This window comes from Nonomuraea sp. PA05, from assembly GCF_008086045.1.
Classification (GTDB): domain Bacteria; phylum Actinomycetota; class Actinomycetes; order Streptosporangiales; family Streptosporangiaceae; genus Nonomuraea; species Nonomuraea monospora.
The window spans coordinates 150,110-174,851 of record NZ_VSEY01000020.1; the positions used below are offsets into that span (position 1 = coordinate 150,110).

27 protein-coding genes are annotated in these 24,742 nt (G+C 70.4%); 17 read left to right on the top strand and 10 right to left on the bottom strand.

The annotated features are described in order from the left end of the window. Nucleotides 1-4 precede the first annotated feature (4 nt). Nucleotides 5-898, bottom strand: coding sequence for an adenosylcobinamide-GDP ribazoletransferase (locus FXF51_RS29920; protein WP_148438028.1), 894 nt, complete (start codon nucleotides 896-898; stop codon nucleotides 5-7). Between the two features lie 34 nt (nucleotides 899-932). On the opposite strand from FXF51_RS29920, the gene FXF51_RS29925 reads away from it, so the two are divergent. After that, complete coding sequence (locus FXF51_RS29925; RefSeq protein ID WP_148438029.1) at nucleotides 933-1,733, top strand: ABC transporter ATP-binding protein; 801 nt, start codon at nucleotides 933-935, stop codon at nucleotides 1,731-1,733. 10 nt (nucleotides 1,734-1,743) lie between these two features. Here FXF51_RS29925 and FXF51_RS29930 read toward each other — a convergent pair whose 3' ends face one another. Further along, complete coding sequence (locus tag FXF51_RS29930) at nucleotides 1,744-2,721, bottom strand: bifunctional adenosylcobinamide kinase/adenosylcobinamide-phosphate guanylyltransferase (protein WP_148438030.1); 978 nt, start codon at nucleotides 2,719-2,721, stop codon at nucleotides 1,744-1,746. Nucleotides 2,722-2,910: 189 nt separating this feature from the next. Here FXF51_RS29930 and FXF51_RS29935 point away from each other — a divergent pair, with 189 nt between their 5' ends. Further along, entirely contained in the window at nucleotides 2,911-3,117 is a 207-nt protein-coding gene (locus tag FXF51_RS29935; protein WP_080041212.1) for a hypothetical protein, read from the top strand. A 67-nt stretch (nucleotides 3,118-3,184) separates the two neighbouring features. On the opposite strand, the gene FXF51_RS29940 is transcribed toward FXF51_RS29935, so the two are convergent. Continuing rightward, nucleotides 3,185-4,183 carry an aldo/keto reductase family protein gene (locus FXF51_RS29940; protein ID WP_148438031.1) on the bottom strand — a complete coding sequence of 333 codons (999 nt, stop codon included), beginning with the start codon at nucleotides 4,181-4,183 and terminating at the stop codon, nucleotides 3,185-3,187. A 57-nt stretch (nucleotides 4,184-4,240) separates the two neighbouring features. Here FXF51_RS29940 and FXF51_RS29945 point away from each other — a divergent pair, with 57 nt between their 5' ends. Then, on the top strand, nucleotides 4,241-5,200 hold the full coding sequence (locus FXF51_RS29945) for an SMI1/KNR4 family protein (RefSeq protein ID WP_148438032.1): 960 nt from the start codon (nucleotides 4,241-4,243) through the stop codon (nucleotides 5,198-5,200). A 10-nt stretch (nucleotides 5,201-5,210) separates the two neighbouring features. On the opposite strand, the gene FXF51_RS29950 is transcribed toward FXF51_RS29945, so the two are convergent. After that, on the bottom strand, nucleotides 5,211-5,795 hold the full coding sequence (locus FXF51_RS29950) for a DUF3043 domain-containing protein (protein WP_262379922.1): 585 nt from the start codon (nucleotides 5,793-5,795) through the stop codon (nucleotides 5,211-5,213). A gap of 153 nt (nucleotides 5,796-5,948) precedes the next feature. Between FXF51_RS29950 and FXF51_RS29955 the strand changes: the two genes are divergently transcribed. From FXF51_RS29955 to FXF51_RS29985, 7 genes are all read left to right on the top strand, one after another. Further along, complete coding sequence (locus FXF51_RS29955) at nucleotides 5,949-6,773, top strand: PspA/IM30 family protein (protein ID WP_148438033.1); 825 nt, start codon at nucleotides 5,949-5,951, stop codon at nucleotides 6,771-6,773. Beyond that, nucleotides 6,770-7,048 (top strand): PspA-associated protein PspAA, encoded by a 279-nt coding sequence (pspAA, locus tag FXF51_RS29960; protein WP_148438034.1) that lies wholly within the window; start codon nucleotides 6,770-6,772, stop codon nucleotides 7,046-7,048. The genes FXF51_RS29955 and pspAA overlap by 4 nt, the downstream gene beginning before the upstream one ends. A 4-nt stretch (nucleotides 7,049-7,052) precedes the next feature. Then, nucleotides 7,053-7,952, top strand: a complete 900-nt coding sequence (htpX, locus tag FXF51_RS29965; protein ID WP_148438035.1) for a zinc metalloprotease HtpX — start codon at nucleotides 7,053-7,055, stop codon at nucleotides 7,950-7,952. An 8-nt stretch (nucleotides 7,953-7,960) separates the two neighbouring features. Next, nucleotides 7,961-8,518, top strand: coding sequence for a PspA-associated protein PspAB (pspAB, locus tag FXF51_RS29970; protein WP_148438036.1), 558 nt, complete (start codon nucleotides 7,961-7,963; stop codon nucleotides 8,516-8,518). Between the two features lie 47 nt (nucleotides 8,519-8,565). After that, the gene (locus tag FXF51_RS29975) at nucleotides 8,566-10,146 is read left to right on the top strand and encodes an alpha/beta fold hydrolase (RefSeq protein WP_148438037.1); all 1,581 of its coding nucleotides are present in this window, start codon (nucleotides 8,566-8,568) and stop codon (nucleotides 10,144-10,146) included. A 271-nt stretch (nucleotides 10,147-10,417) separates the two neighbouring features. After that, nucleotides 10,418-12,430, top strand: coding sequence for a protein kinase domain-containing protein (locus FXF51_RS29980; RefSeq protein ID WP_148438038.1), 2,013 nt, complete (start codon nucleotides 10,418-10,420; stop codon nucleotides 12,428-12,430). A gap of 55 nt (nucleotides 12,431-12,485) precedes the next feature. Further along, nucleotides 12,486-13,097 (top strand): SIMPL domain-containing protein, encoded by a 612-nt coding sequence (locus FXF51_RS29985; RefSeq protein WP_148438039.1) that lies wholly within the window; start codon nucleotides 12,486-12,488, stop codon nucleotides 13,095-13,097. A 9-nt stretch (nucleotides 13,098-13,106) separates the two neighbouring features. On the opposite strand, the gene nadA is transcribed toward FXF51_RS29985, so the two are convergent. Continuing rightward, nucleotides 13,107-14,258 carry a quinolinate synthase NadA gene (nadA, locus tag FXF51_RS29990; RefSeq protein WP_148438040.1) on the bottom strand — a complete coding sequence of 384 codons (1,152 nt, stop codon included), beginning with the start codon at nucleotides 14,256-14,258 and terminating at the stop codon, nucleotides 13,107-13,109. Between the two features lie 163 nt (nucleotides 14,259-14,421). On the opposite strand from nadA, the gene erpA reads away from it, so the two are divergent. Both erpA and FXF51_RS30000 read left to right on the top strand, forming a co-directional pair. Next, complete coding sequence (erpA, locus tag FXF51_RS29995) at nucleotides 14,422-14,775, top strand: iron-sulfur cluster insertion protein ErpA (RefSeq protein ID WP_043638338.1); 354 nt, start codon at nucleotides 14,422-14,424, stop codon at nucleotides 14,773-14,775. A gap of 106 nt (nucleotides 14,776-14,881) precedes the next feature. Beyond that, on the top strand, nucleotides 14,882-15,868 hold the full coding sequence (locus FXF51_RS30000; RefSeq protein ID WP_148438041.1) for a carbohydrate kinase family protein: 987 nt from the start codon (nucleotides 14,882-14,884) through the stop codon (nucleotides 15,866-15,868). 95 nt (nucleotides 15,869-15,963) lie between these two features. Here FXF51_RS30000 and FXF51_RS30005 read toward each other — a convergent pair whose 3' ends face one another. The 3 genes from FXF51_RS30005 to FXF51_RS30015 all read right to left on the bottom strand — a co-directional run bounded on the left by FXF51_RS30005 (nucleotide 15,964) and on the right by FXF51_RS30015 (nucleotide 17,869). Further along, nucleotides 15,964-16,398, bottom strand: a complete 435-nt coding sequence (locus FXF51_RS30005) for a CBS domain-containing protein (protein WP_148438042.1) — start codon at nucleotides 16,396-16,398, stop codon at nucleotides 15,964-15,966. Nucleotides 16,399-16,484: 86 nt separating this feature from the next. Further along, entirely contained in the window at nucleotides 16,485-16,730 is a 246-nt protein-coding gene (locus FXF51_RS30010) for a sulfurtransferase TusA family protein (RefSeq protein WP_148438043.1), read from the bottom strand. Beyond that, nucleotides 16,727-17,869: a cysteine desulfurase family protein gene (locus tag FXF51_RS30015; protein WP_187414643.1), complete on the bottom strand. Its 1,143-nt coding sequence runs from the start codon at nucleotides 17,867-17,869 to the stop codon at nucleotides 16,727-16,729. The genes FXF51_RS30010 and FXF51_RS30015 overlap by 4 nt, the downstream gene beginning before the upstream one ends. A 187-nt stretch (nucleotides 17,870-18,056) precedes the next feature. Between FXF51_RS30015 and FXF51_RS30020 the strand changes: the two genes are divergently transcribed. From FXF51_RS30020 to FXF51_RS30035, 4 genes are all read left to right on the top strand, one after another. Next, nucleotides 18,057-18,854: a cytochrome c oxidase subunit II gene (locus tag FXF51_RS30020; protein ID WP_262379926.1), complete on the top strand. Its 798-nt coding sequence runs from the start codon at nucleotides 18,057-18,059 to the stop codon at nucleotides 18,852-18,854. Between the two features lie 17 nt (nucleotides 18,855-18,871). Continuing rightward, nucleotides 18,872-20,524 (top strand): cytochrome c oxidase subunit I, encoded by a 1,653-nt coding sequence (gene ctaD / locus FXF51_RS30025; protein WP_411268387.1) that lies wholly within the window; start codon nucleotides 18,872-18,874, stop codon nucleotides 20,522-20,524. Next, nucleotides 20,524-20,937 (top strand): cytochrome c oxidase subunit 4, encoded by a 414-nt coding sequence (locus FXF51_RS30030; RefSeq protein WP_148438045.1) that lies wholly within the window; start codon nucleotides 20,524-20,526, stop codon nucleotides 20,935-20,937. The genes ctaD and FXF51_RS30030 overlap by 1 nt, the downstream gene beginning before the upstream one ends. A gap of 145 nt (nucleotides 20,938-21,082) precedes the next feature. Then, nucleotides 21,083-22,288, top strand: a complete 1,206-nt coding sequence (locus tag FXF51_RS30035; protein ID WP_148438046.1) for an Ig-like domain-containing protein — start codon at nucleotides 21,083-21,085, stop codon at nucleotides 22,286-22,288. A 128-nt stretch (nucleotides 22,289-22,416) separates the two neighbouring features. Here FXF51_RS30035 and trpD read toward each other — a convergent pair whose 3' ends face one another. Together trpD and FXF51_RS30045 are read right to left on the bottom strand one after the other, a co-directional pair. Beyond that, the gene (trpD, locus tag FXF51_RS30040) at nucleotides 22,417-23,466 is read right to left on the bottom strand and encodes an anthranilate phosphoribosyltransferase (protein WP_148438047.1); all 1,050 of its coding nucleotides are present in this window, start codon (nucleotides 23,464-23,466) and stop codon (nucleotides 22,417-22,419) included. Between the two features lie 6 nt (nucleotides 23,467-23,472). After that, entirely contained in the window at nucleotides 23,473-23,898 is a 426-nt protein-coding gene (locus FXF51_RS30045) for a hypothetical protein (RefSeq protein ID WP_148438048.1), read from the bottom strand. 179 nt (nucleotides 23,899-24,077) lie between these two features. On the opposite strand from FXF51_RS30045, the gene FXF51_RS30050 reads away from it, so the two are divergent. After that, nucleotides 24,078-24,734 (top strand): heme-copper oxidase subunit III, encoded by a 657-nt coding sequence (locus FXF51_RS30050; protein WP_148438049.1) that lies wholly within the window; start codon nucleotides 24,078-24,080, stop codon nucleotides 24,732-24,734. Nucleotides 24,735-24,742 lie beyond the last annotated feature (8 nt).

Genomic DNA, 24,742 nt, shown 5'->3' on the forward strand with positions numbered 1-24,742 from the left:
GGTTTCAGCCGAGGATCGCGTACACCACGAGGGTCGTGGCGGTGGCCGTCTCCACGAGGGCGCCGAGCACGTCCCCGGTGATGCCGCCGAGGCGGCGCCTGGCGTGGGCGAGCAGCAGCAGGGCGACGCCGAGACCGGCGAGCAGCGCCGCGGGCGCGACCACGAACCCGGAGAGACCGCCCACGCTCCCGGCGACCGTCACCGCCACCGCGTCCTGCGCGGAACCGTCCCGCAGCAGGATCCCGTCCCCGGCGTAGCCCAGGCCGGGCCCGGCGGGCTCGCCGCTGCTCACATCGTCACCCCGCGCCCAGACGCCCGCGCCCGGCGCGGTGAGCAGCCCGATCGCGGCGGCGGCCAGCACCGCCGCGACGGTGACGAGCCACACGGCCGGTCGCCGGACGGTGCCCGCGACCATCGCGCCCAGCCCGTCGGGCCGGGCGGCGGGCACGCCGGAGCGGCAGGCCCAGGTCAGCGCGAGCCGCCCGGCCACGCACGCCGTCACCAGCGCCCACGGCCCCGCGTCGGCGAGCGCTGCGACCTGGATGAGCAGCGTCAGCACCAGCGTCACCACGCCGAACGGCCCGATGTCCGATTTTTTCATGATTTCGAGCGCCTGATCGGACGGCTTGCCGCTGCCCAGCCCGTCCGCCAGATCGGCGAGCCCGTCGAGATGCAGCCCCCGCGTCAGCAGGGTCAGCGCCCCGACCGCCAGCGCGGCGCCGAGCAGCGGCGGCGCGGGCACCAGCAGCACCAGCGCGGCGAGCCACCCCAGCAGCAGCCCGACCGCCGGAGCCAGCGCCATCGCCTGCCCCGCCACCTGCCGGTCCACCCGTTCGACCCGCACGGGCAGCACGCTCAACGTGCCCAGGGCGAACCTCAGCCCGTCCATCAGCCGCATAACGCAGGATCCTAGGGCCCACTAGTGTGGCGGGATGCACGTGGTTGAACTGGAAGGCGTAGGTGTCCGGGTTGTCGGCAAAGCGCTACTGGACGGCGTCGATTGGCAGGTGGACTACGGCGATCACTGGGTGATCCTCGGCCCCAACGGCGCGGGCAAGACGACGCTGCTGTCGCTGGCGGCTGCCGTACGGCATCCCACCGAGGGCACCGTCAAGGTGCTGGGGCACCGGCTCGGCCGGATCGACCTGCGGGAGCTGCGCCGCCACCTCGGCCTGGTCGCCGAGAGCCAGCGGCTCATCGACGAGGAGCTGCTGGAGGAGGAGGGCGCCACCGCGCACACCGTCGTCCTCACCGGGCACACCGGGACCAGCGCCCCGCTCTGGGACAAGTACGGCGACGCCGAGCATGACCGCGCCCACCGGCTGCTGGCCGACCTCGGCTGCAAGGACCTCGCCGAACGGAAGTTCCGGGTCTGCTCGCAGGGGGAGCGGGCCAGGATCAGGGTCGCCAGGGCGCTCATGGCCGACCCCGCGGTGCTGCTGCTCGACGAGCCGTTCGCGGGGCTCGACCTGCCCGCGCGCGAGGATCTCATCACCGCCGTCGAGGATCTGGCCGCCACCAGGCCCGTGCTGACCACCGTCACGGTGACGCACCACCTGGAGGAGGTGCCGGCGACGACCACCCACGCCATGCTCATGCGCGACGCCCGCGTGCTGGCCGCGGGGCCGGTGGCCGACGTGCTCACCCCGGCCGGCCTCAGCGACTGCTTCGGCCGTCCCCTGCACGTGGACCGGGTGGACGGGCGCTGGTACGCCAGGGCCGCCCGGTCCTGAGAAGGGCCGTTCAGAGCTCGACGAGGCGGCCGGCGACCACCAGCGCCACGTACTCCGACTCGGCGGCCAGGCGTTCGTTGAGCCGCCCCAGGGCGTCCCTGAACGCCCGCCCGCTCGACGTCATGGGCACCACGCCCATCCCCACCTCGTCCGACACCGCCACGATCGGCTCCGGCGCCTGCCGCCACGCCGCCACGAGGTCGTCGCAGCGGCCGGCGACCGGCGCGCGGTCACCGTCCCAGGCGCCGTGCTCGTCGAACACCGCCGCCAGCCAGGTCCCCAGCCCGTCGATCAGCAGCGGCCCGGTCGCGGCGCGGATCGCGGCCACCAGGTCGGTGGTCTCGGCGGTGCCCCAGTGCGTCGGCCGCCGCTCCCGGTGCGCGCGCACCCGCGCCGCCCACTCGCCGTCGTCTTCACCGCCGGGCCCGGTGGCCACGTACGTCACGTGCGGCTCGGCCGCCAGCCGCAGCTCCGCCTCGGCCGACTTGCCCGACCGCGACCCGCCCAGCAGCAGCGCGCGCCTGACCGTCCCTGGCGGCTCCTGCGCGGCCCGCCCCGGTACGACGTCCAGCTCGGTGCCGTCGGGGACGGAGATCGCGCCCCACAGCCGCAGCCGCCTGGCCAGCTCCTCCTCCGACCGGACCCGGTGATCGAGCCCGACCGCCACCACCGTGGTGGCCGCGTCCACCAGCCCGGCCCGCCGCAGCTCCCCGAGGCGTTCCGGGCGGTCGAGGAGGTCGATGAGGACGAGGTCGTACCTGGCGGACTCGCCGGACGGGACGGCCTGTCCCCGGGGGAGGTACAGCAGCCGGGAGCCGTCGGGGGCGGTCAATTGCCGGCCGCGTGTCCAGGGGGGCGGGGCCGCGCCGTCCACGACGAGGCCGAAGGGGCGGCGATGGGCGGGCGGCAGGGCGGTGCAGGAGGCGCAGCGGCATCCGGGCTCCGGCCAGCCGGCGCTTCCCGCCGTACCGGTGAGAAGGACCTTCACCGCGCCGAGCGTACAAAGGGCCATGGCACCGCGACCGGACCGGGTGGCCTGACGGGACGGAACGGGCGGAGGGCGACCTCTGCCACAACACGATACGCGCGCAGCATCGATTGACCTCCAAGCTCGGGAGTAGGGTTCCAGTGCCTGCGGAGGGTGCGCCGGCGAACCCGCGGAAAAGGAGCGTATGGCATGACATGGCGATGGCGTTATGAAAATGCAAATGGTGGTGAGGTAACCGATCGCCCATTGCCGCGTGAGGTTTTTCCGAGCCAGGCGGACGCGGAGTCCTGGCTTGGGGAGAACTGGCGTGACCTGCTGGAATCGGGAGTTGAGCAGGTCGCTTTGCTCGATGAGGACCGCGTCGAGTACACGGGTTTGTCATTGCGTCAGGAGTGATTCCCGGACAACGAAAAACCCCTTGAGTGTTTCTGTCGCTCAAGGGGTTTTCGTCACTCCCGGTGCGTCACGGACGCGAGGCCGGGCTCTGCGTCTTGGCCGGGTCGCGCTCGACGGCCGAGCCGAGCACGTCGTCGATGCGCTTGAGCACGTCGGCCTCCAGCTTGACGCCGGCGGCCTTGACGTTGTCACGCACCTGCTCGGGCCGGCTGGCGCCGACGATCGCGCTGGACACGTTCGGGTTCTGCAGGACCCACGCGATGGCCAGCTGGGCCATGCTGAGCCCCAGGTCGGCGGCGATCGGCTTGAGCTCCTGGACGCGGGTGAGCACCTCGTCGTTCATGAACCGCGCGATCATGGCGCTGCCGCTCTTGTCGGTCGCCCGCGATCCCTCCGGCGGCTGCTGCCCGGGCAGGTACTTGCCGGTCAGCACGCCCTGACCGATCGGCGACCAGACGATCTGGCCGACGCCCTCCTGCTCGCACAGCGGCACGATCTCGGCCTCGATGACCCGCCACAGCGCGGAGTACTGGGGCTGGTTCGACACGATCCGGTCGAAGCCCATCTCGTCGGCGATCTTCAGAGCCTGGGCGATCTGGTCGGCGGTCCACTCGCTCACGCCGACGTAGAGCACCTTGCCCTGGCGTACCAGGTCGTCGAACGTCTTGAGGGTTTCCTCAAGCGGGGTCTCGGCGTCGAACCGGTGCGCCTGGTACAGGTCGACGTAGTCGGTCTGCAGGCGGCGCAGCGAGCCGTTGATCGACTCGGTGATGTGCTTGCGGGACAGCCCGCGGTCGTTCTTGCCGGGACCGGTCGGCCAGTAGACCTTGGTGAAGATCTCCAGCGACTCCCTGCGTACGCCCTTGAGCGCCCGGCCGAGCACCTCCTCGGCCTTCGTGCCCGCGTAGACGTCGGCCGTGTCGAACGTGGTGATGCCCTCGTCGAGCGCCGCCTGCACGCACTGCTTGGCGGCTTCCTCCTCGACCTGGGAGCCGTGGGTGAGCCAGTTGCCGTAGCTGATCTCACTGACCATGAGACCGCTGCGACCGAGGTGACGGAATTCCATGCATCAGACCTTAATCCCGGCACATGGGATGATCCGATTCGGGATAGGGTGCGCGACGTGCTGAAGCTCGTACGGCTGGCGCTCACGGCGGCCATCCTGACCGCGATCGCGGTCCGGCTGCGCCGTCGCGCCCGCATGCCCGCCAAGCGGCCCGTTCCGCAGAGCCCGGCTCCCGCCGTCCGCCGTACGCGGATGGGGCTGACGTGGGTCGCCATCGCGGCGATCGTGGTGGTCACCCTGACGGCCGCGCTGGTGCCGGGCAGCACAGGAAGAGCCACGCCGGAGCCCACCGGCTCGCCGCCGATGACCCAGGACGAGGAGCGGCGGGTGTCCCTGGAGGCGCAGACCGCCGTCCAGCAGCCGCTCCCCACGCCTGCCGAGATCCCCGACCCCCACTGCTCGCCCGCGCCCCGCCCTGTGACCGTCCGGCCCATCGATCCGGTGGTCAGGCGGGCCGTGAACCGGCAGTGGGTGCGGATCGAGCGGTGGCTGAAGGCGAACGCGCCGCGTACGTACCGGACGCTCGGCGCGCCCGGCAAGGCGCGCACGATCGCGGTCGCCGAGGCGCAGATGGGGGTGGACTTCCCCGACGACCTGCGCGCCTCCCTGCTGCGCCACAACGGCGCGAGCGGGTTCGGCTTCGGGTTCTGGTTCGACGGGGCGATCAACCAGAGCATCCGCGAGATCAGGGACACCTGGCGCTGGCTGTGCTCCTGGCAACGCACCGACCTCGGCCCGGATCCCGGCATCGAGTACTGGAACGGCCGGATGATCCCGTTCCTGTACTACCTGGAGCGCAATTCGGACAGCGCCGAGTACGCCGTGGTCGACTCCGCCGGAGGAGCCGTCGGCTGGGACGACACGATCGGCGGCATGGCGCCCCGCGTGTCGTCCTACTACACGCTCATGCGGGCCGTCGCCGACGCCCTGGAGCGAGGCACTCCGGTCGAAGGCTGGCGGCCCGCGGTCGAGCGGGGCGTGCTGCGCTGGGAGAACGTGGAGTACGGCAACCCGTAGCAGCCCGCGGCTAGCGCTTGGGCGGCACCGGCTTGCCGCCGGGCAGCACCTGCGGCGGCGGGAAGCGCAGCTTGCGGATCTGCAGCGCCCGCATGGCCGCGTAGAAGCCCACACCCTTGACGCTCTCGTCGGGCAGCTTCTCCGCCACCAGCTTCTTCACCTTCCACGACACGTAGACCGAGGTGAAGAGCACGCCGATCATCATGATCGGCCAGCCGATGGTGACGACGTAGCCGAGCACCTGCGCCCGGATCGCCATCGGCCACGGAACCCACGTGGCCAGCAGGATGACTAGCGAGAACGGCAGGAAATACTGGCTCGGCAGCCGCCGCGAGTCGACCCAGTCGCGCGCGAACTTGCGCGCGGGGCCCTTGTCGCGAACGGGAAGATACCGCTCGTCACCTGCGAGCATGCCCTGACGGGCCCGATCGCGCTCGGCGGCCTGCTTGGCCCGCATCTGCCTGTACGCCTCTTTGCGGTCTTTCGGCGCGGAGACGTACTGGCGCCGCTTGCCCTCGGCTTCACGGCGCTTGGGTGTGGGACGACCTTTACCCTGGGGCTTAGGATCGTCAACGGGGACGGGGGTGTCGTCCACGGAGGTCTGGGAACGGCGTCGCAACACGCGTCAACCCTACCTGGAGTGCAACTTAGTGACGCCCCCGTGCGTTATGCGTAGGGTAATCCCAAGGCGGCTGCGCTGCATTTGGGATTGACACCAGCACGACCTAGAAGGGGACGGCCGACGCGCATGAGCGTGATGAAGAGACTTTCGATGATCTTCAAGTCCAAGGCCAACAAGGCCCTGGACAAGATGGAGGATCCGCGCGAGACCCTTGACTACTCCTATCAGCGGCAGCTCGAGCTGCTGCAGAAGGTGCGTCGTGGGGTGGCCGACGTCGCCACCTCGCGCAAGAGGGTGGAGCTGCAGATCAACGGCATTGAGAACCAGGCCAGGCGTCTGGAGGAGCAGGGCCGCAAGGCGCTGTCCGTGGGGCGCGAGGATCTCGCCCGTGAGGCGCTGCAGCGCCGGTCCAGTCTGCAGACGCAGATGGCCGACCTGAAGGTGCAGCACGACAATCTGCAGGCCGAGGAGGAGAAGCTGACGACGGCTTCCCAGCGGCTGCAGGCCAAGGTCGACTCCTTCCGCACGAAGAAGGAGACCATCAAGGCCACCTACACCGCCGCCGAGGCGCAGACGCGCATCAACGAGGCGTTCTCCGGCATCTCCGAGGAGATGGGCGACGTCGGCCTGGCGATCCAGCGCGCCGAGGACAAGACGGCGCAGATGCAGGCCCGTGCGGGCGCCATCGACGAGCTGCTGGCCAGCGGCGCGCTCGACGACTTCAGCGGCACCCGCGGCGACGACATCCAGGCCGAGCTCGACCGCATGGGCGGCGGCATGGACGTCGAGCTGGAGCTGGCCAGGATGAAGGCCGAGCTGGGCCAGGGCCCGGCGCCGAAGTCGGCGATCGAGCAGGGCCAGCCGCAGCAGCAGGCCCAGCCGCAGCCGCAGGCGCAGCCCCAGCAGCAGGGCGGCACGCAGCAGTACCGCCAGCCTGGGGAGGGCGCATGATCGTCAGGATCATGGGCGAGGGTCAGGTGGAGATCTCCGCCGACGACATCTCGGTCCTCAACGAGCTGGACAGCGAGCTCGAGGCGGCCATCGAGGCCGCCGACGAGAAGGCCTTCAGGGTCAAGCTGCACGCGTTGCTCGACAAGGTGCGCCACGTGGGCAAGGCGCTCCCCGACGACAGCCTTGAGCCGTCAGAGCTGATCCTTCCCCCCGCGGACGCCTCGATCGAGGAGGTCCGGGAGATGCTGGGCGACCAAGGCCTCATCCCGGGCTGATCCCGTGCGTACGCGGTTCGCGTCCGACCGTGGCCTGACCAGCCGCATGGTCGTGACGATGTTCCTGCTCGGGCTGCTCTACGTGGTGTTCGTCGGCGTCCTGATCGCCCTCGGCGTGCGGGCGCTGACCGTCCTGCTGCTGGCGGGCGGCCTGCTGCTGGTGCAGTACTTCCTGTCCGACCGCATCGCCCTGTTCGCGATGCACGGGCGGGAGGTCTCTCCGCAGGAGGCCCCGGAGCTGCACGGCCTGATCGACCGGCTGTGCGCCCTGGCCGACATGCCCAAGCCGCGGGTGGCGATCGCGGATTCAGACGTCCCCAACGCGTTCGCCACCGGCCGCAACCAGAAGAAGGCGGTCGTCTGCGTGACGACCGGCATCCTGCGCCGCCTGGAGCCACAGGAGCTCGAAGGCGTGATCGCTCACGAGCTGTCCCACGTCGCCCACCGCGACGTGGCCGTCATGACGATCGCCTCGTTCCTCGGGATCGTGGCGGGGCTGATGACCAGGTTCGCGCTCTACTCCGGGCTCGGTGGCCGCCGCAACGGCGGCCAGGGAGGGCTGCCCGTCGGCGCGATCGTCCTGCTCGTCTCCGTCATCGTGTACGCCGTCAGCTTCCTGCTCACCCGCGCCCTGTCGCGCTACCGCGAGCTGGCGGCCGACCGGGCGGGCGCCCTGCTTACGCAGCGGCCGTCGGCCCTGGCCAGCGCGCTGACGAAGGTGAGCGGCGAGATGGCCAGAATCCCGACCCGCGACCTGCGCGAGGCGGAGCCGTTCAACGCCTTCTACTTCGCCCCGGCACTGGCCAAGGGGCAGAGCGTGGCGAACCTGTTCTCCACGCACCCGTCGCTGGAGCGCCGGCTCGAACAGCTCTCCGACATCTCACGGCAACTCGGAAGGGGCTGAGAACGCACATGGGCTGGCTCGACGCGCTGCTGGGCCGGTCGAAGCCGGTCAAGCCCAACCTCGACGCGCTGTTCGCGCTGCCGTCGGCGGCCGTGACGCTGCAGGCGGCCACCGGGCTGGTGCCCACCGGTCTCGGCTCCGTGGCGTTCAGGGCCGCGGAGGGCGGCGCGTTCGCCACGGCGGAGAGCGACGCCAAGGCGCTGCTGGGCGAGCGCGTCGAGGAGTCCGACGACGGCTACGGCTACACCTGGCTGCTGGTCCGCCGCACGCCCGAGCAGCTCGGCGACCTGGTCACCGAGCTGCACGCGGTCAACTCCACGCTGGAAGGGGCCGGGTTCGGGCCGTCGCTGCTGTGCTCGCTGGTGTCGTTCGCCGGCCCGGACGGTAGGCGGCTGGCCGTTGTGTACCTGTACAAACGCGGCACCTTCTACCCGTTCGCCCCGCTGCCGGGGCAGAAGCGCGACAACCCGCTCGAACTACAGGCCAGGGGAGCTCTGGAGGGCGAGCTGCCGCTGGAGAAGGACCTCAGCCGCTGGTTCCCTGTCTGGGGGGCTCCAGGCCTCTGACCGGGGCGCCCATCGGCTCCAGTGACCCATGGTGATCTAATTGTCACGTGGAGCGAAGGTTGTTCGTGCTCGCCGCCGGCGCGTTCATCGTGGCGGCGGTGCTCGGCAGCGCCTGGGTGACCGGCCAGTTCACCACGCCCACCGTCGACAGGACCGAGGGGTACGTCAGCGAGCTCGCGGCCGTCGACCAGCCGTGGACACGGCTGTTCCGGATCAGCGACGTGCTGTCCGGGCTGGCCTGCCTGGCCGGGGTGGCGCTGGTGCCCAGGGTTTCCCTCAAGTGTTCATGGGAGTGGGCGGGCTGGCTCGCGCTGGCCGCGTTCGGGCTGCTCACCGCCACGGCCGGGCTGTTCCCGCTGGACTGCGCCGCGCTCAGCGACCCGCTGTGCGGGCAGCGGGGGACGTCCCCCGCGCACGTCGCGCACGCTCTGGCGCGGGTGCTGGGCACGGGGGCCGTGCTGGGCGCCATGATGCTGCTCAGCGCGCGGTGGGCCGCTCGGGCGTCGTGGCTGTTCACCTGGCTGACCCTGGCCGCGACCCTGCTCACCGTCATCACACTGGCCGTCGGGCGCGGGGTCGGGCTCGCGCATCGGGCCCAGCTCACTGCGATCGCCGTGTGGCTGGTGTACGTCGCGCTGCGGCTGCTCGTCGCCGACGAACCCGACGAGGCCGGGCCCCGGATCGCGCCCGGGAGGCTCGGCGGGGTGGGGGGTGCGCGCGTCCGCGCCGACGACGCGCCCGCCTGGAGCGGTGACGGTGGTGGCGGTGGCAGCGGGGCTGAGCGCGCGTCGGGCGCATGCGCCGCGGCGGGCCCCGCGACGGCGGATCCCGTGACGGCGGATCCCGTGACGGCGGATCCTGTGACGGCGGCAGGCGGCGGAGGCGGGGAGCCGCACGTCGTGGTGCAGGGGGAAGGGCCCGCTGTGCTGATCACGGCCGGTCTCGCGGGCGCCTGGTTCCACTGGGACGCGGTGGCGGCCCGGCTCGCCGCAGGCCATCGCGTCATCCGGTTCGACCGGCCGGGACTTGGGCTCAGCCCGTGCGCGCCCGCCCCGCCCACCCTGTACGGCGAGGCCGCCCGCCTGGCCGCGCTGTCACCCGCGCACCCCCAGCAGGTCACGCTCGTCGCGCACGGGGTGGCGTGCTGGCACGCGGAGGCGTTCGCCAGGCTGCACCCGCTCTGCCTGGCCAGGCTCGTGCTGGTGGAGCCGGCCTGCGCGGGCGAGCGACGGCCGCTGCCGTTCGCCCTGACCGCGGGGAGGTGGCTGCCCGCGCTCGGCCGCACCTGGGGCGCCGCCGCCCTGGCCCGCCTGACGGGGCCGCCCGCGCACCGGCTGCTCGCCGGGGTGCCCGATCCGTCGGGGGTCTACGGCACCGGCCGGGTGCTGGCGGCGGTGGCGGGGGAGTGGCTGGCCCTGCGTCGCATGGCGCTCGACCTGCGTGCACTGCGGGCCGAGAAGCCGTTTCCCGACGTGCCGGTCACCGTGCTCACCTCCGGCGACCCGGACGGGCGTGTGGAGCGGCTGGCCGGCGAGCTGGGCGCCGAGCACGTCCACCTGCCGCAGACCGGGCCCCGGCTCCAGCTCCGCGCCCCGCAGGCCGTCGCCGACGCCGTCGCGCCCGCCTGAGCCACACCTGGCAGGGCCGCCGTCCACGCCTGCGCCGCTGGGACGGCGTGCGTCCTCCGGATCGCGTGTCCCCGCATGTCCCGCGTGTCCCATGCGCCGCCCAGGCACGCCGGACGCTGCCGAGGCGCGTGCGCCGCCAGGTCATCTGCGCCGAGGTCGTCGCTGAGCCCACGGCGACGCGCGCCGGGGTGGTGCCTTGCCCGAACACATGACGGATCCCAGGACCAGCCACCACAATGGCGGGAAAGACGCCATATAGGGGAGTCGCCACATGCCGGACCTCGCGGCCCTGAGACCAGGGGACCCCGCGACGGTGGGAGAGTACAGCCTGGCCGGACGGCTCGGCGAGGGCGGCCAGGGCATCGTCTACCTGGCCACGGGCCCCGGCGGCACGAAGGCGGCGCTCAAGCTGCTGCGCGCCGACCTGGCGGGCGACGCCGAGGCGTCGGAGCGTTTCGTCCGCGAGGTGGCGATGGCCAGGCGGGTGGCGCCGTTCTGCACCGCCCAGGTCGTCGAGACGGGTCTGTTCGGCGGCCGGCCGTACATCGTGAGCGAGTACATCGACGGCCCCACCCTGACCGACGTCGTACGCGAGCAGGGCCCGCGTTCCGGCACCCCGCTGCACCGGCTGGCCATCGGCACGGTCACCGCGCTGGTCGCCATCCACCAGGCCGGGATCGTGCACCGCGACTTCAAGCCGTCGAACGTGCTGCTCGCCCCCGACGGCCCGCGCGTGATCGACTTCGGCATCGCCAAGGCGCTCGACCTGAGCTCCACGCTCACCGGCGCGGTGATCGGCACGCCCGCGTACATGGCGCCGGAGCAGCTCACGGAGTCGGGGCCTGGCCCGAAGTCGGACCTGTTCGCGTGGGCGTGCACGCTGCTGTTCGCCGCGTCGGGGCAGGCGCCGTTCGGGCAGGACAGCGTGCCGGCGGTGGTCAACCGGATCCTGCACGCCGAGCCCGACACCTCCTGCCTGGCCGATCCCGCCCTGCGCGCGCTGGTCACGGACTGCCTGGCCAAGGACCCCGCCCGGCGCCCGACGTCGGGCGAGGCCCTCATGCGCCTGCTCGGCCACGTCCCGGCCGCCGCGCCCGTGGCGCCTCCCGGTCCCGGCGCGCCTGCGCCCGCCGCCGCCTCGGGCCTGCTCAGGGAGGGCACGGCCGCGGCCGCCTCGGGCCCGTACGGGTTCGCACCCCACAATCAGGGCCAGGGTCCGGGGCAAGTCACGCGGCCGGCGCGGCGCGGGCGTACCGGCTGGGTGGTCGCCGGCGGCGTCGTGGGCGTGCTCGTGCTCGCGGCGGCCGCCACGTTCGCCGCGGTACGCCTGTCGGGGATCCCCGAACGCGGCACGTCCCCCACCCCGAGCGACGCGGGGGTCACCACCGCCCCGGCCCCGCCCACCGGCCGCCCGCTCACCCTGCCCGGCACGTCCGTGAAGCTGGAGGAGCGCGACGGCGACCCTATCAGGCTCGCCTCCTACACCGTCGACAGCGGCAAGCGCCTCTACGTCAGGAAGTACGCCACCGGACAGTTCGCCCCCGACCTGCGCTACTTCGAGTACGCCCTGGACCCCGCGACCAACATGGCCCTGGGCACCGACGTGGACTACAGCACCGACCTGTACTCCACCGTGTCCATCGTCGACCACGTCAGCGACAGGAGCCGCGTCGTCCCGCTCAGCCCCAAGCCGATCTTCCCCACCACGCCCCGCTGGTCACCGGACGGCAAGTACGGCCTGGTCACCCTCTACAGGGGCAGCGACGGCGACTCGGCGGAGTACGGCTTCGGCATCATCGACGTGGCCGCGGGGACGGGCCGGGCGTTCGAGATCGACGACGCGGGCGCGGGGGAGTGGCGCTTCTTCTGGGACGCCGGCGGCCGGTCCGTGGGCACCTGGACGGGCGGCCGGATGCGCTTCTACGACCTGAACGGCAAGGCGGTGCGCACCCTGTCCGGCGTGGGCACGCCCGTGTGGGTGGAGGGCGACGACGTCTCGCCGTCCGGCACCCGCTTCCTGGCGCACTGCACCTCGGCGGGCACCGCGCTGTGCGCCAGGACCACCTCGGGCGGAGGCGCGCAGCCGATCAGGATCCCGGTCACCAGCAACCGGCTGATCGGATGGTGGGACGACGACCACCTGGCGGTCTGGCGGAGCAGGGGCGCCGGGTACGAGGCGGTCGTGGTGGACCTGTCAGGGCGGGCCGGCAGGGTGCTGGCGACGGCGCCGAAGAAGGCCGAGTTCGACAAGATGGGCTTCCGGTTCAGCCGGGTCTCCCCGTGACGTCGCACGCCGTTCTAGGATCAAGGCCTGAGGCATCCCGGAGGGAGCTGGGCCCGTGGACATCACCGTGAGCGGCGAGGGCTCCGTCCTGGTCGCGCCCGACATGCTGCGGCTGCACGCGGGGGTCGAGGTCCGCAGGGCCTCGGCCGGGGAGGCGTTCGCCGCCGTGCGGGCCGCCGCGGCCCGGCTGGTGGAGGCGCTGAGGCAGGCGGGCATCGCGCCGGACGACCTGTCCACGGCGGAGCTGTTCCTCGGCCCCGAGTACGAGTCGTACCCGAAGGTGTCGGCGTACCGGGCGGCGCAGGGGCTCCAGGTCGTCGTCCGCGACATCGGCCAGGGCGACCAGGTCATCGACACCGTGGTGGGGGTGGGCGAGGAGGCCAGGCTGCACGGTGTGGCCTTCGAGGTGGCCGAGCCCGGTGAGGCGCTGGCGGAGGCCAGGGTGAAGGCGTTCAGGCAGGCCGCGGCCAAGGCGGCCCAGTACGCCGAGCTGGCCGGGAGGCCGCTTGGCCGCGTGGTTGAGGTGCAGGAGGTGACGGGTGCGCCGCCGGTGCCGATGCGGCAGATGATGGCCGCCGAGACCATGGCGGCCGGGGGCGACGCCTCGATCAGCCCCGGCCGCCAGAGCCTCACGGTGCACGTGCGGCTCGGCTACGAATTCGCCTGATCCAGGCGGCTACGGCAGGGCCAGCATGCGGTCGAGGGCGACCTTGGCCCAGTGGGTGGTGTCGGGATCCACGGTGATCTGGTTGACGACGTCGCCGAGCACCAGCGACTCCAGCGCCCACACCAGGTGCGGCAGGTCGATCCTGTTCATCGTGGAGCAGTAGCAGACCGTCCGGTCCAGGAACGAGATGTTCTTGTCGGGGAAGGTCTGGGCCAGCCGCTTGACCAGGTTCAGCTCGGTGCCGATGGCCCAGCTCGACCCGGCGGGAGCCGCCTCCAGCGTCTTGATGATGTGCTCGGTGGAGCCCACGTGGTCGGCCTTGAGCACGACCTCGTGCCGGCACTCGGGGTGCACGAGCACGTTCACGCCGGGGATGCGCGCGCGCACGTCGTCCACGGACTCGGCCGTGAAGCGGCCGTGCACCGAGCAGTGGCCGCGCCACAGGATCATTCTGGCGCGTTCGAGCTGCTCCTGGGTCAGGCCGCCGTTGGGGCGGTGCGGGTTCCACACCACGCAGTCGTCCAGCGACATGCCCATCTCCAGCACCGCCGTGTTGCGGCCCAGGTGCTGGTCGGGCAGGAACAGCACCTTCTGCCCCTGCTCGAACGCCCAGTCGAGGGCGCGGCGGGCGTTGGAGGAGGTGCAGACCGCGCCGCCGTTCCTGCCGCAGAAGGCCTTGATGTCGGCGCTGGAGTTCATGTACGTGACCGGCACCACCTGGTCGGCCAGCCCGGCGTCCTCCAGGGCCTCCCAGCACTCCTCGACCTGGTCGAACGTGGCCATGTCGGCCATCGAGCAACCGGCCGCCAGGTCGGGCAGGATCACCTTCTGGGCGCCGGTCGTCAGGATGTCGGCCGACTCTGCCATGAAGTGCACGCCGCAGAAGACGATGAACTCCGCCTCGGGCCGCGCGGCGGCCTGCTGGGCGAGCTTGAAGGAGTCACCCGTCACGTCGGCGAACTGGATGACCTCGTCACGCTGGTAGTGGTGGCCGAGCACGAACAGGCGGTCGCCGAGCGCCTGCTTCGCCCTGCGCGCGCGGTCCACCAGCTCGGGGTCGGAGGCGGGCGGCAGCTCGCCTGGACAGTCGACCCCCTTCTCGCTGTGCGGATCGGCGCCCTGACCGAGGACGTAGAGCGGCAGTCCAGTCTGGGTAGCCATGGCCAAACCCCCTTATCGTCGCTTTGACGATACTCATCATGACACATGGCGTCCCGTGGTTATTCCGGGGGAGTGCGCCCCGGGAATGTGTGGCATCGCCCAGGTGTTGGTAGCGTCATTAGTAGGACGTCGGAAACAGACAGCCGGGTTAGGGAGTCAGCAGATGACGGTTGAGAGCAGCGAGACCACGGCACAGGGCCTGATCCTGACTGACGCGGCCGCCGCCAAGGTCAAGAGCCTGCTCGAGCAGCAGGGCGAGGAAGGTCTGCAGCTGCGGGTCGCCGTGCAGCCGGGAGGTTGCTCCGGCCTGCGCTATCAGCTCTTCTTCGACGACCGTTCGATGGACGGCGACGTCGTGTCGGACTTCGGCGGTGTCAGCGTGGTCACCGACCGGATGAGCGCCCCCTACCTGATGGGCGCCTCCATCGACTTCGTCGACACGATCGAGAAGCAGGGCTTCACGATCGACAACCCCAACGCGACCGGCTCGTGCGCTTGTGGAGACTCCTTCAACTAGGGCTCGACCGGCACTCGAGGCAGGTCCCGTTCGCTTTGTGCGAGCGGGGCCTTCGCGTATTCTCGTGGGGCCCTTTGGCCTGCTGACAACGAGGAAGAAGAATCCCGTGCGCATTGCCGTGACCGGCTCAATCGCGACAGACCATCTGATGACCTTCCCAGGGAGCTTCGGCGATCAGCTCATCGCCGAGCAGCTCGACAGGGTGTCACTTTCGTTCCTGGTCGATGATCTCCAGATCCGGCGCGGCGGCTGCGCCGCGAACATCGCCTTCGGAATGGCCTGCCTCGGTCTCAAGCCGATCCTCGTGGGCGCAGTCGGCAACGACTTCGCGGACTACCGCTCCTGGCTGGAGCGTCACGGCGTGGACTGCGGCTCCGTGCACATCTCCGAGACGCAGCACACCGCCCGGTTCCTGTGCACCACCGATGAGAACCACAACCAGATCGCCTCCTTCTACACCGGCGCCATGGCCGAGGCGCGGCTCATCGAGCTGCGGCCCGTCGCCGACCGCGTGGGCGGGCTCGACCTGGTGCTGATCAGCCCCAACGACCCCGACGCGATGCTGCGCCACACCGAGGAGTGCCGCCAGCGCGGCATCCCCTTCGCCGCCGACATCTCCCAGCAGCTCGCGCGCATGGAGGACGAGCAGATCCGCCAGCTCGTCGACGGAGCCGCCTACCTGTTCTCCAACGACTACGAGAAGGGGCTCATCGAGCAGAAGACCGGCTGGTCCGACGAGGAGATCCTCGGCCGGGTCGGCGTCCGGATCACCACGCTCGGCCCCAAGGGCGCCGTCATCGACCGTCAGGGCGAGCCGTCCATCCAGGTCGCCCCCGCCCCCGAGCGCGGCAAGGCCGACCCGACCGGCGTCGGCGACGCCTTCCGCGCCGGCTTCATGTCCGGCCTGGCCTGGGGCCTGTCGCTGGAACGGTGCGGGCAGATCGGCAACCTCACCGCCACGCACGTGCTGGAGCGCGTGGGCGGGCAGGAGTACGAGCTGGGGCAGGCGTCCTTCCTGGAGCGCTTCGGCGCCGCGTACGGGGCAGACGCCGCCGCCGAGATCGGCGAGCACGTCCGCTGCTACCACGCCTGAGCACGCCTGAGCACGCCTGAGCACGCCTGAGCACGCCTGAACATATCGAAGGCCGTCCCCCAGGAATACGGGGACGGCCTTCGGGCGTGCTGTGGTCAGTGGAAGGCGTAGACCCGGTGCACGAACTCGGCGAGCTGGTCGTCGGGCAGGTGCCTGGCCAGGTCGGCCTCGCTGATCATGCCGACGATGTGACCGTCGTCCATGACCGGCAGCCGCTTGATCTGGTGCTCCTCCATGCGCGCCAGCGCGTCCTCCACGGTGGCGTCCGACGGGACCCACACCAGCCCGGTGGCCAGCTCACCGGCCGTCACCTGGGCGGGGTCGTGACCGGCCGCGACACACTTCACGACGATGTCGCGGTCGGTGATGATGCCCGTCACGCGGTCGTCGGGACCGCACACGGGCAGGGCGCCCACGTCGCTGTTGCGCATCATCTGCGCCGCCCGGTCGAGGGTCTCGTGCGCGCCGATGCACTCCGCTCCCGTGCTCATGACGTCGCGGGCGGTTTCGTTGGGTTGTCCGCTGATCATGGCTTCCCCTGCATGTAGATGGACTCGTACGGGAAGCCCCTACCCACCGTGCGGAGCTGAATCGGGGATTTGCGGACGACCGGAAATCAGTAGTTCCGCATGACGTGGATCGCCCAGCCGCCGTCGGGCAGCTCGTACGAGCCGACGTGCCGGTGCGACTTCAGCCTGCACCACGCCGGCACGTCCGTGTACGCCGCCGGATCGTCGGCCAGCACGGCCACCACGGCGTTCAGCGGGACGTAGTTGATCTGCTCGGCGAGCATGATGATCGGGATCGGGCACTTCTTCCCGAGCGCGTCGATCGTCAAAGCCGGCTGTGTCACCTCGGTCATGCGACTCCCGCGTCCTGGCGGATGCGGCGCACCAGATCGGGCAGCACGGCGAGGAACGAGTCGACCTCGGCCGCGGAAGTCCCCCTGGGTAGCGACACCCGGACATTCCCATGCGTCAGCACGCCCATCGCCTCAAGGACGTGCGATGGACGAAGCGTACTAGCGGTGCACGAACTTCCGGACGATACGGCGAATCCGGCCTTGTCCAGCTCCGTCAGCAGCGCCTCCCCGTCAACGTACAGGCACGAAAAGGTCACGATGTGCGGCGCCCGGTCAACGGGGTCGCCGATGACCTCCACGTCCGGCACGATCTCCGGGACGGTTCGCCTGATCTTGTCGACGAGCCGGGAAAGCCTGGCCTGCTCCTGCTCCGCCTCGGCCGCGGTCGCGCGCAGGGCCGCCGCCGCGGCGACGACGGCGGGCACGTTCTCGAAGCCGGGCACCCGCCGCCGCTCCCGCTCGTCCTCGGGCAGGTACGAGCGGAACCGCGTGCCCTTGCGCACCACCAGCACGCCCACCCCGGCGGGGCCGCCCCACTTGTGCGCGCTGGCCGTCAGCACCGACCAGCCCTGCGGCGGCGGCATCCGGCCGGCCGTCTGGGCCGCGTCCACCAGCAGCGGCACGCCGTGCTCGCGGCACGCCTCGGCGGCCCGCGCCACCGGCTGCAGCGTGCCCACCTCGTGGTTGGCCGCCTGGAGGCAGGCCAGCGCCGTGCCGGGCCGCGCCACCGCCTCGGCGAACGCGTCGGGATCCACCCGCCCGCTCAGCGTCACGCCGACCGTCTCGACCGTGCCGCCGTCGCGCTCGTGCACCTCGCCCGCGTGCAGCACGCTCGAGTGCTCGACCGCGCTGGTCACGAGATGGCGTCCGGCCCTGCGCCTTCCGTGTAGGGTGCCGAGGACGCCGAGATGCACGGCCTGCGTGCCGGACGAGGTGAACACCACCTCGTCGGGGCGCGCGCCGAGCACCTCGGCCACCTCCGTGCGAGCCTGCTCCAGCAGCAGGTGCGCGCGGCGGGCCTGGCCATAGAGTCTCGCGGGGTCGGCCCAGCCGGTGTCGATCGCCGCCACCAGCGCCTCGCGCGCCTCGGGGTGGAGCGGTTCGCTCGAAGCCGCGTCGAAGTAAGCCACGAGACTCATCGTCCCACTTGCGGCGCCACCGAGGGGTCGCGCGGTGGGGCGAGGCCCCTGCACGCTAATGTGTCTGCTTGTCAGTCTGTGCTTGATGCAGAAAGAAGCAATACGAGCGCCCAAGGGAAAGACTCTTGGGCTTCATCTGTGGGGTAGGCGATCCGTGAGTCCGACTCGCCGTACGACGCGGCGTTCGTTGGCCCGGCGCAGGGTGCCGCGCGCCGCCGCTTTGGCGTTGCTGCTGGCCACTGCTACGGCGTGTGCTAATGACGTCCCCGAGGCCAACTGGTCTCGCGGCCTTCTTCCCGACCACATCACCGAGCAGGGCGAGATCGTCCAGAATCTGTGGAACGGGGCCTGGATCGCCGCACTCGCCACGGGTGCCGTCGTCATCGGCCTGATCATCTGGGCGTGCATCTTCCACCGTAAGCGCAGGGCCAAGGCAGAGCTGCCGCCGCAGGTTCGTTACAACCTGCCGATCGAGATGCTCTACACCTTGATCCCGCTGGTGATGGTGTCGGTGTTCTTCTTCTTCACCGCCCGCGACAGCGAGGCGCTGGCCCGGGTCGACGGGAACGCGCCGGTCAAGGTGAAGGTCGAGGCCTTCCAGTGGAGCTGGCGCTTCACCACCACGGTCCAGGGCAAGGGCACCAAGCCCGTCGCCGGCGTGCCGGTGAGCGACTACAAGGCCGGCCCGCAGCTCGTCCTCCCGGTGAACACGAAGGTCGAGTTCGACCTGCAGACCGACGACGTCATCCACTCGTTCTGGGTGCCGGAGTTCCTGTTCAAGCGGGACGTCATCCCGGGCATCCCCGAGGGTGACCCCGGCCGGAAGTTCCAGATCACGACGCTCAACAAGCCTGGTGTCTACGCCGGCCGCTGCGCCGAGTTGTGCGGTGTCGACCACAGCCGGATGTTGTTCTCCGTGAAGCTCGTTCCGCAGGCTGAGTTCGACCAGTACGTTGCGACCAACCAGGCTGGGAGTGCCCAGTGACCGCCATTCACGAACCCCTGACGACCGCGCCGGTCAGGCCCACGGGTAGCCCCAAGGGTCAGATCATCGCCAAGTGGCTGTCCTCGACTGATCACAAGATCATCGGGCACATGTACTTGATCACGTCGTTCGCCTTCTTCCTCATCGGCGGCGTGATGGCCCTCGTCATGCGGGCCGAGCTGGCGCAGCCGGGGCTGCAGTTCACCAGCAACGAGCAGTTCAACCAGCTGTTCACCATGCACGGCACGATCATGCTGCTGATGTTCGCGACGCCGCTGTTCGCCGGCTTCGCCAACGAGCTGATGCCGCTGCAGATCGGCGCCCCCGACGTGGCGTTCCCGCGGCTGAACATGGTCAGCTACTGGCTCTACCTGTTCGGCAGCCTCATCGCCGTCTCCGGCTTCTTCACCCCGGGCGGCGCGGCCTCGTTCGGCTGGTTCGCCTACACGCCGCTGTCCAACGCGATCAACTCGCCCGGCATCGGCGGCGACCTGTGGATCATGGGTCTGGCCCTGTCGGGCCTGGGCACGATCCTCGGCGCGGTCAACTTCATCACCACGATCATCTGCATGCGCGCGCCCGGCATGACCATGTTCCGGATGCCGCTGTTCACCTGGAACATCCTGCTCACCAGCATGCTCGTGCTGATGGCCTTCCCGGTGCTGGCCGCCGCGCTGCTGGCGCTGGAGTCCGACCGCAAGCTCGGCACGCACATCTTCGCCTCCGACAACGGCGGCGCGCTGCTCTGGCAGCACCTGTTCTGGTTCTTCGGCCATCCCGAGGTGTACATCATCGCGCTGCCGTTCTTCGGCATCGTGACCGAGATCATCCCGGTGTTCAGCCGCAAGCCGGTCTTCGGCTACATCAGCCTCGTGGCCGCGACGATCTCGATCGCCGGTCTGTCCATCACGGTCTGGGCGCACCACATGTTCCCGACCGGGCAGGTGCTGCTGCCGTTCTTCTCGTTCATGACGTTCCTCATCGCGGTACCGACCGGGGTGAAGTTCTTCAACTGGATCGGCACGATGTGGCGCGGCCACCTCAGCTTCGAGTCGCCGATGCTGTTCTCGGTCGGCTTCCTCATCACCTTCCTCCTGGGTGGTCTGACGGGCGTCATCCTGGCCTCGCCGCCGCTCGACTTCCACATCAGCGACACCTACTTCGTCGTCGCCCACTTCCACTACGTGGTCTTCGGCACCGTGGTGTTCGCGATGTTCGCCGGGTTCTACTTCTGGTGGCCCAAGTTCACCGGCAAGATGCTCGACGACAAGCTGGGCAAGCTGCACTTCTGGCTGCTGTTCGTCGGCTTCCACACGACGTTCCTCGTCCAACACTGGCTGGGCATGGCCGGTTTCCCGCGCCGTTACGCCGACTACAGCGCGGCCGACGGCTTCACCGACCTCAACCTGCTCTCCTCCGTGGGCGCGTTCGTGCTGGGCGCCTCGACGCTGCCGTTCTTCTACAACGTCTGGAAGACCTGGCGCAGCGCGCCCAAGGTCACCGTCGACGACCCGTGGGGTTACGGCAACTCGCTGGAGTGGGCCACGAGCTGCCCGCCGCCGCGGCACAACTTCACCTCGCTGCCGCGCATCCGGTCCGAGCGTCCCGCGTTCGACAAGCGGTTCCCGCACGCCACCGCCAAGTCCGACCACCCGGAGGTTGAGTCCTGATGAAGGTGCAGGGATGGTTGTTCCTGCTGTGCGGCGTCTTCTTCGCCGGCGTGGACATCGCCTACTGGTTCTGGACGAAGGCCGCCACGGGCAAGGGTGAGCCGGTCGGCACGACCGCCATGGCCATCTCCGTCGGCTTCGCGTTCATGGTCGGCTACTACCTGATGTTCACCGCGCGGCGCATCGGCGCCCAGCCGGAGGACAACAAGCAGGCCGAGATCAGCGACGGCGCGGGCGAGCTGGGCTTCTTCAGCCCGAGCAGCTGGTGGCCGCTGTTCCTGTGCCTGGCGGCGGCCTTCGCCTTCGCCGGGTTCGTGATCGGCTTCTGGATGTTCCTGATCGGGGTCTTCCTCGTGATCATGGCCATGATCGGGTTCGTCTTCCAGTACTACCGGGGTCACTTCTCGCACTGACCCCCACCTGCCTGGAGCGGGCGTCCTCCCTTGAGGGAGGACGCCCGCTTTTTGGTGTTCTTTGCCAGTGTCCGGATGTGGTGATTCAACCACTCAGGGTAATAAAGGAGGCAGAAGTGGCTCGATCGTGGACGAGGGAGTACTCGTGGGGCGCGGAGCGTATGGAACGGCCGGCCTGCTGGCCCTGGCGCTGCTGACAGCGTGCTCGGCGGCCCCCGCCGAGAAGCCGAGCGGGGTGGCCATGGCAGGCGGGGCGCGTGGCGCCCCTGTAGGCGTCTCTCCGGCGGACAAGAGCGCGAACGTGCCCACGGACCAGCCCGTGGTGGTGTCGGTCCACGGGGGCAGGCTCAAGAGCGTCCAGGTGGACGGCGGCAAGGCCGGCCCGCTGCGAGGCGTCCTGAGCTCCGACGGCTCCCGCTGGCGCAGCCTCGGCACCGCCAGGCCCGGCACCTCCTACACGGTCACCGCCGTCTCCCTGGACGCCTCAGGCCGGTCGCTGGAGACCAGGAGCGCGTTCACGACGGCCAAGGGCGACAAGATCTTCGACATCGAGACCATCACCCCGAACAAGGACGACACCGGCCTGACCGTCGGCGTCGGCATGCCCGTCATGATCGCCTTCGACAAGCCCGTCACCGACCGGATCGCCATCGAGCGCAACCTCACCGTGCACAGCTCCAAGCCGGTCGAGGGCGCCTGGCACTGGTTCGACAACCAGCACGTGGACTTCCGGCCAGAGAAGTACTGGCCCGCGCACACCAAGGTGCGGGTCGAGGCCAACCTGGCGGGGGTGCGCGGCGCGCCCGGCATGTACGGCAAGCGGAACGTCCGCGTCGACTTCAAGATCGGCCGATCGCAGATCACCAAGGGCAGCACCGACGAGCACGTCCTCGTCGTCCGGCGGAACGGCAAGAAGATCCGCACCATGCCGATGAGCGCCGGGCAGGGCGGGCAGTGGAAGTACTACACGACCTCGGGCATCCACCTGGCCATGTCCCGCGAGCCCGTCACCGTGATGACCTCGCCGGGGATCGGGCCCGGGTCGGCGGGGTACTACCGGCTCACCGTCTACAACACGGTGCGGATCTCCAACAGCGGTGAGTACGTGCACAGCGCGCCCTGGTCGGTGGGGTCGCAGGGGAACTCGAACGTCAGCCACGGGTGTGTGAACATCAGCCCGGACAACGCTTCGTGGTTCATCAAGAACACGTTGATCGGGGATCCGATCATCATCACGGGGACGCCGCGGAAGCTGGAGCCGACCAACGGGTGGGGGCACTGGCAGGAGAACTGGAGGCAGTGGCTCAAGTGGAGCTCGCTGAAGGCCGGGCCGACGCTGGCGCTGCGCTGAGGGCCTCCTGACGGCCCTCCGCGTGCCGCGTGCGTGTGCGGCGTGCGCGAGCGCCGTGCGTGTCCGGCGTGTGCGGGCGGCGGGGCCGGGCTCCGGAGCGGTGCGGAGCCCGGAACGGCCGTGTTCCGTCAGGACCCGGGCCGGAAGGACCCGCTGGCCTCGATCCACCGATCGAGCACGGTCGCCGCGGCCCCGGAGTCCACCGCCTGCACCGCCCGCGCGTACCCGTCGATCATCGCCGAGTCGAGATCCTCGCCGGGCCCGTTGAGCGCCACCAGGGCGGCAGCCGTGTTGAGCAGCACGGCATCGCGCACAGGCCCGGTCTTGCCGCGGACGAGATCGTGCACGGCCTGCGCGTTGAACGCCACGTCGCCGCCGCGCAGCGCGCCCACGTCGGCGCGCGGGATGCCGAGCACCGCCGGGTCGAACGTGGTCTGGGTCGCGGTGCCGTCCTTGACCACCCAGACGGTGGAGGTGGCGGCGATGGTCAGCTCGTCCAGGCCGTCGTCGCCGCGGAAGACCAGGGCGGAGACGCCGCGCTCGGCGAAGACGCCCGCGAGGACCGGCAGCATGCCGGCGTCGTAGACGCCGATGGCCTGGGCGGCAGGGCGGGCCGGGTTGGTGAGCGGGCCGAGGAAGTTGAAGATCGTGGGAACGCCGATCTCCTTGCGCGTGGGGCCGGCGTGGCGCAGCGCGGGGTGGTAGACGGGCGCGAAGCAGAACGCGATGCCCGCGTCGCGCGCGACCTGCGCCGTCTGCTCGGGCGTGAGGTCGAGCCGGATCCCGAGGTGCTCCAGCACGTCGGCGGCGCCGCAGGAGGAGGAGGCGGCGCGGTTGCCGTGCTTGACGACCCTGGCCCCCGCCGCGGCGGCCACGATGGCGGCCATGGTGGAGACGTTGACGGTGTGCGCCCGGTCGCCGCCGGTGCCGACGATGTCGACCACGGGCCCCTCGACGGTCAGCGGCGTGGCCAGGTCGAGCATGGTGCGGGCGAGCCCGACGACCTCGGCCACGGTCTCGCCCTTGGCGCGCAGCGCGATCACGAAGCCGGCGATCTGGGACGGCGTCGCGGCGCCGGACATGATCTCCCGCATCGCCCAGGCCGACTCGTCGGAAGTGAGGTGCTCTCCGGACAGGAGAGCGGAAAGCAGGGTGGGCCAGGTCGTCCGGGAGTCCATGGGCACCTACTTAGCGTTGAGACGGGTGGAGTTGCGGCGGCGCATCAGGTCGGCCACGGTGTCGGCCAGCACCATGGGCTCCAGGGGCTGCGACACGACCGCGTCGGCCTTGGACCAGTCGGCCAGCCAGCGGTCGTCGCGCCTGGCGATGATCAGGCAGATGGGCGGGCAGTCGTAGACCTCGTCCTTGGCCTGGCGGGAGACGCCCATGCCGCCGGCGGGCTGCGTCTCGCCGTCGAGGATCGCCACGTCGATCTCACCCGAGTTCAGCCACTGGTGGACCTTGGGCTCGGTGGCGCACTCCACGATCTCCACGAGGGGTACGTCGGCCGCGGGGCGCCTGCCGATGGCCTGGCTCACCTCGGCCCGGGTGGCGGCGTCGTCGCTGTAGACGAGGACCTTCATCTTCTCGTCGGTGCTCCCAGTGGACATCGGTCGCGCTCACTATCAGTCGAAGCGGTATGGTCACCTGGGATCGTACCGGTGTGCCGGGATGCATACCCAGGGCACCATGCCTGGTGGGTGTTATGCGGCAATTATCCCAGCTTGGCTACCGGTTTGGACCTGCTAACGGGGGGTCGTGCGCCGGACCGACCACCGGAGCCGCAATAATGCTGCCCGTGGCGACAGCATCCGCAATAACTTCGACGACGACAGCACAGTCGTACCGCAGACCGAACCTGGTCAGTGTGGGCACGATCGTCTGGCTGTCCTCTGAGCTCATGTTCTTCGCGGCGCTGTTCGCGATGTACTTCACCATCCGGTCGGTGAGCGAGGGCAAGGGCCTCGAGTGGGGCCCCGCGCTACTTCCCGCGGGCACGCATGCCGCAGAGGGAGTCGCTCACCTGAACATCCCGTTCGCGACGGCCAACACGATCATCCTGGTTCTGTCGAGTGTGACGTGCCAGCTTGGTGTGTGGGCCGCGGAGAAGGGGCAGGTCGGCAAGCTCCGCTTCTGGTACATCGTCAGCTTCCTGATGGGCGCCGTCTTCGTCGCCGGTCAGCTGTACGAGTACATGGAGCTGGCGTCAGAGGGCGCGACCTTGTCCGCTAACGCCTACACCTCGGTGTTCTACCTGACGACGGGCTTCCACGGCCTGCACGTGACCGGTGGCCTGATCGCGTTCCTGTTCATGCTGGGACGCACGTACGCCGCGAAGCGCTTCACGCATGAGCAGGCCACCAGCGCGATCGTCGTGTCCTACTACTGGCACTTCGTAGACGTCGTCTGGATCGGTCTTTTCGCGACCATCTACATCATTCGTTAAGGAACGGG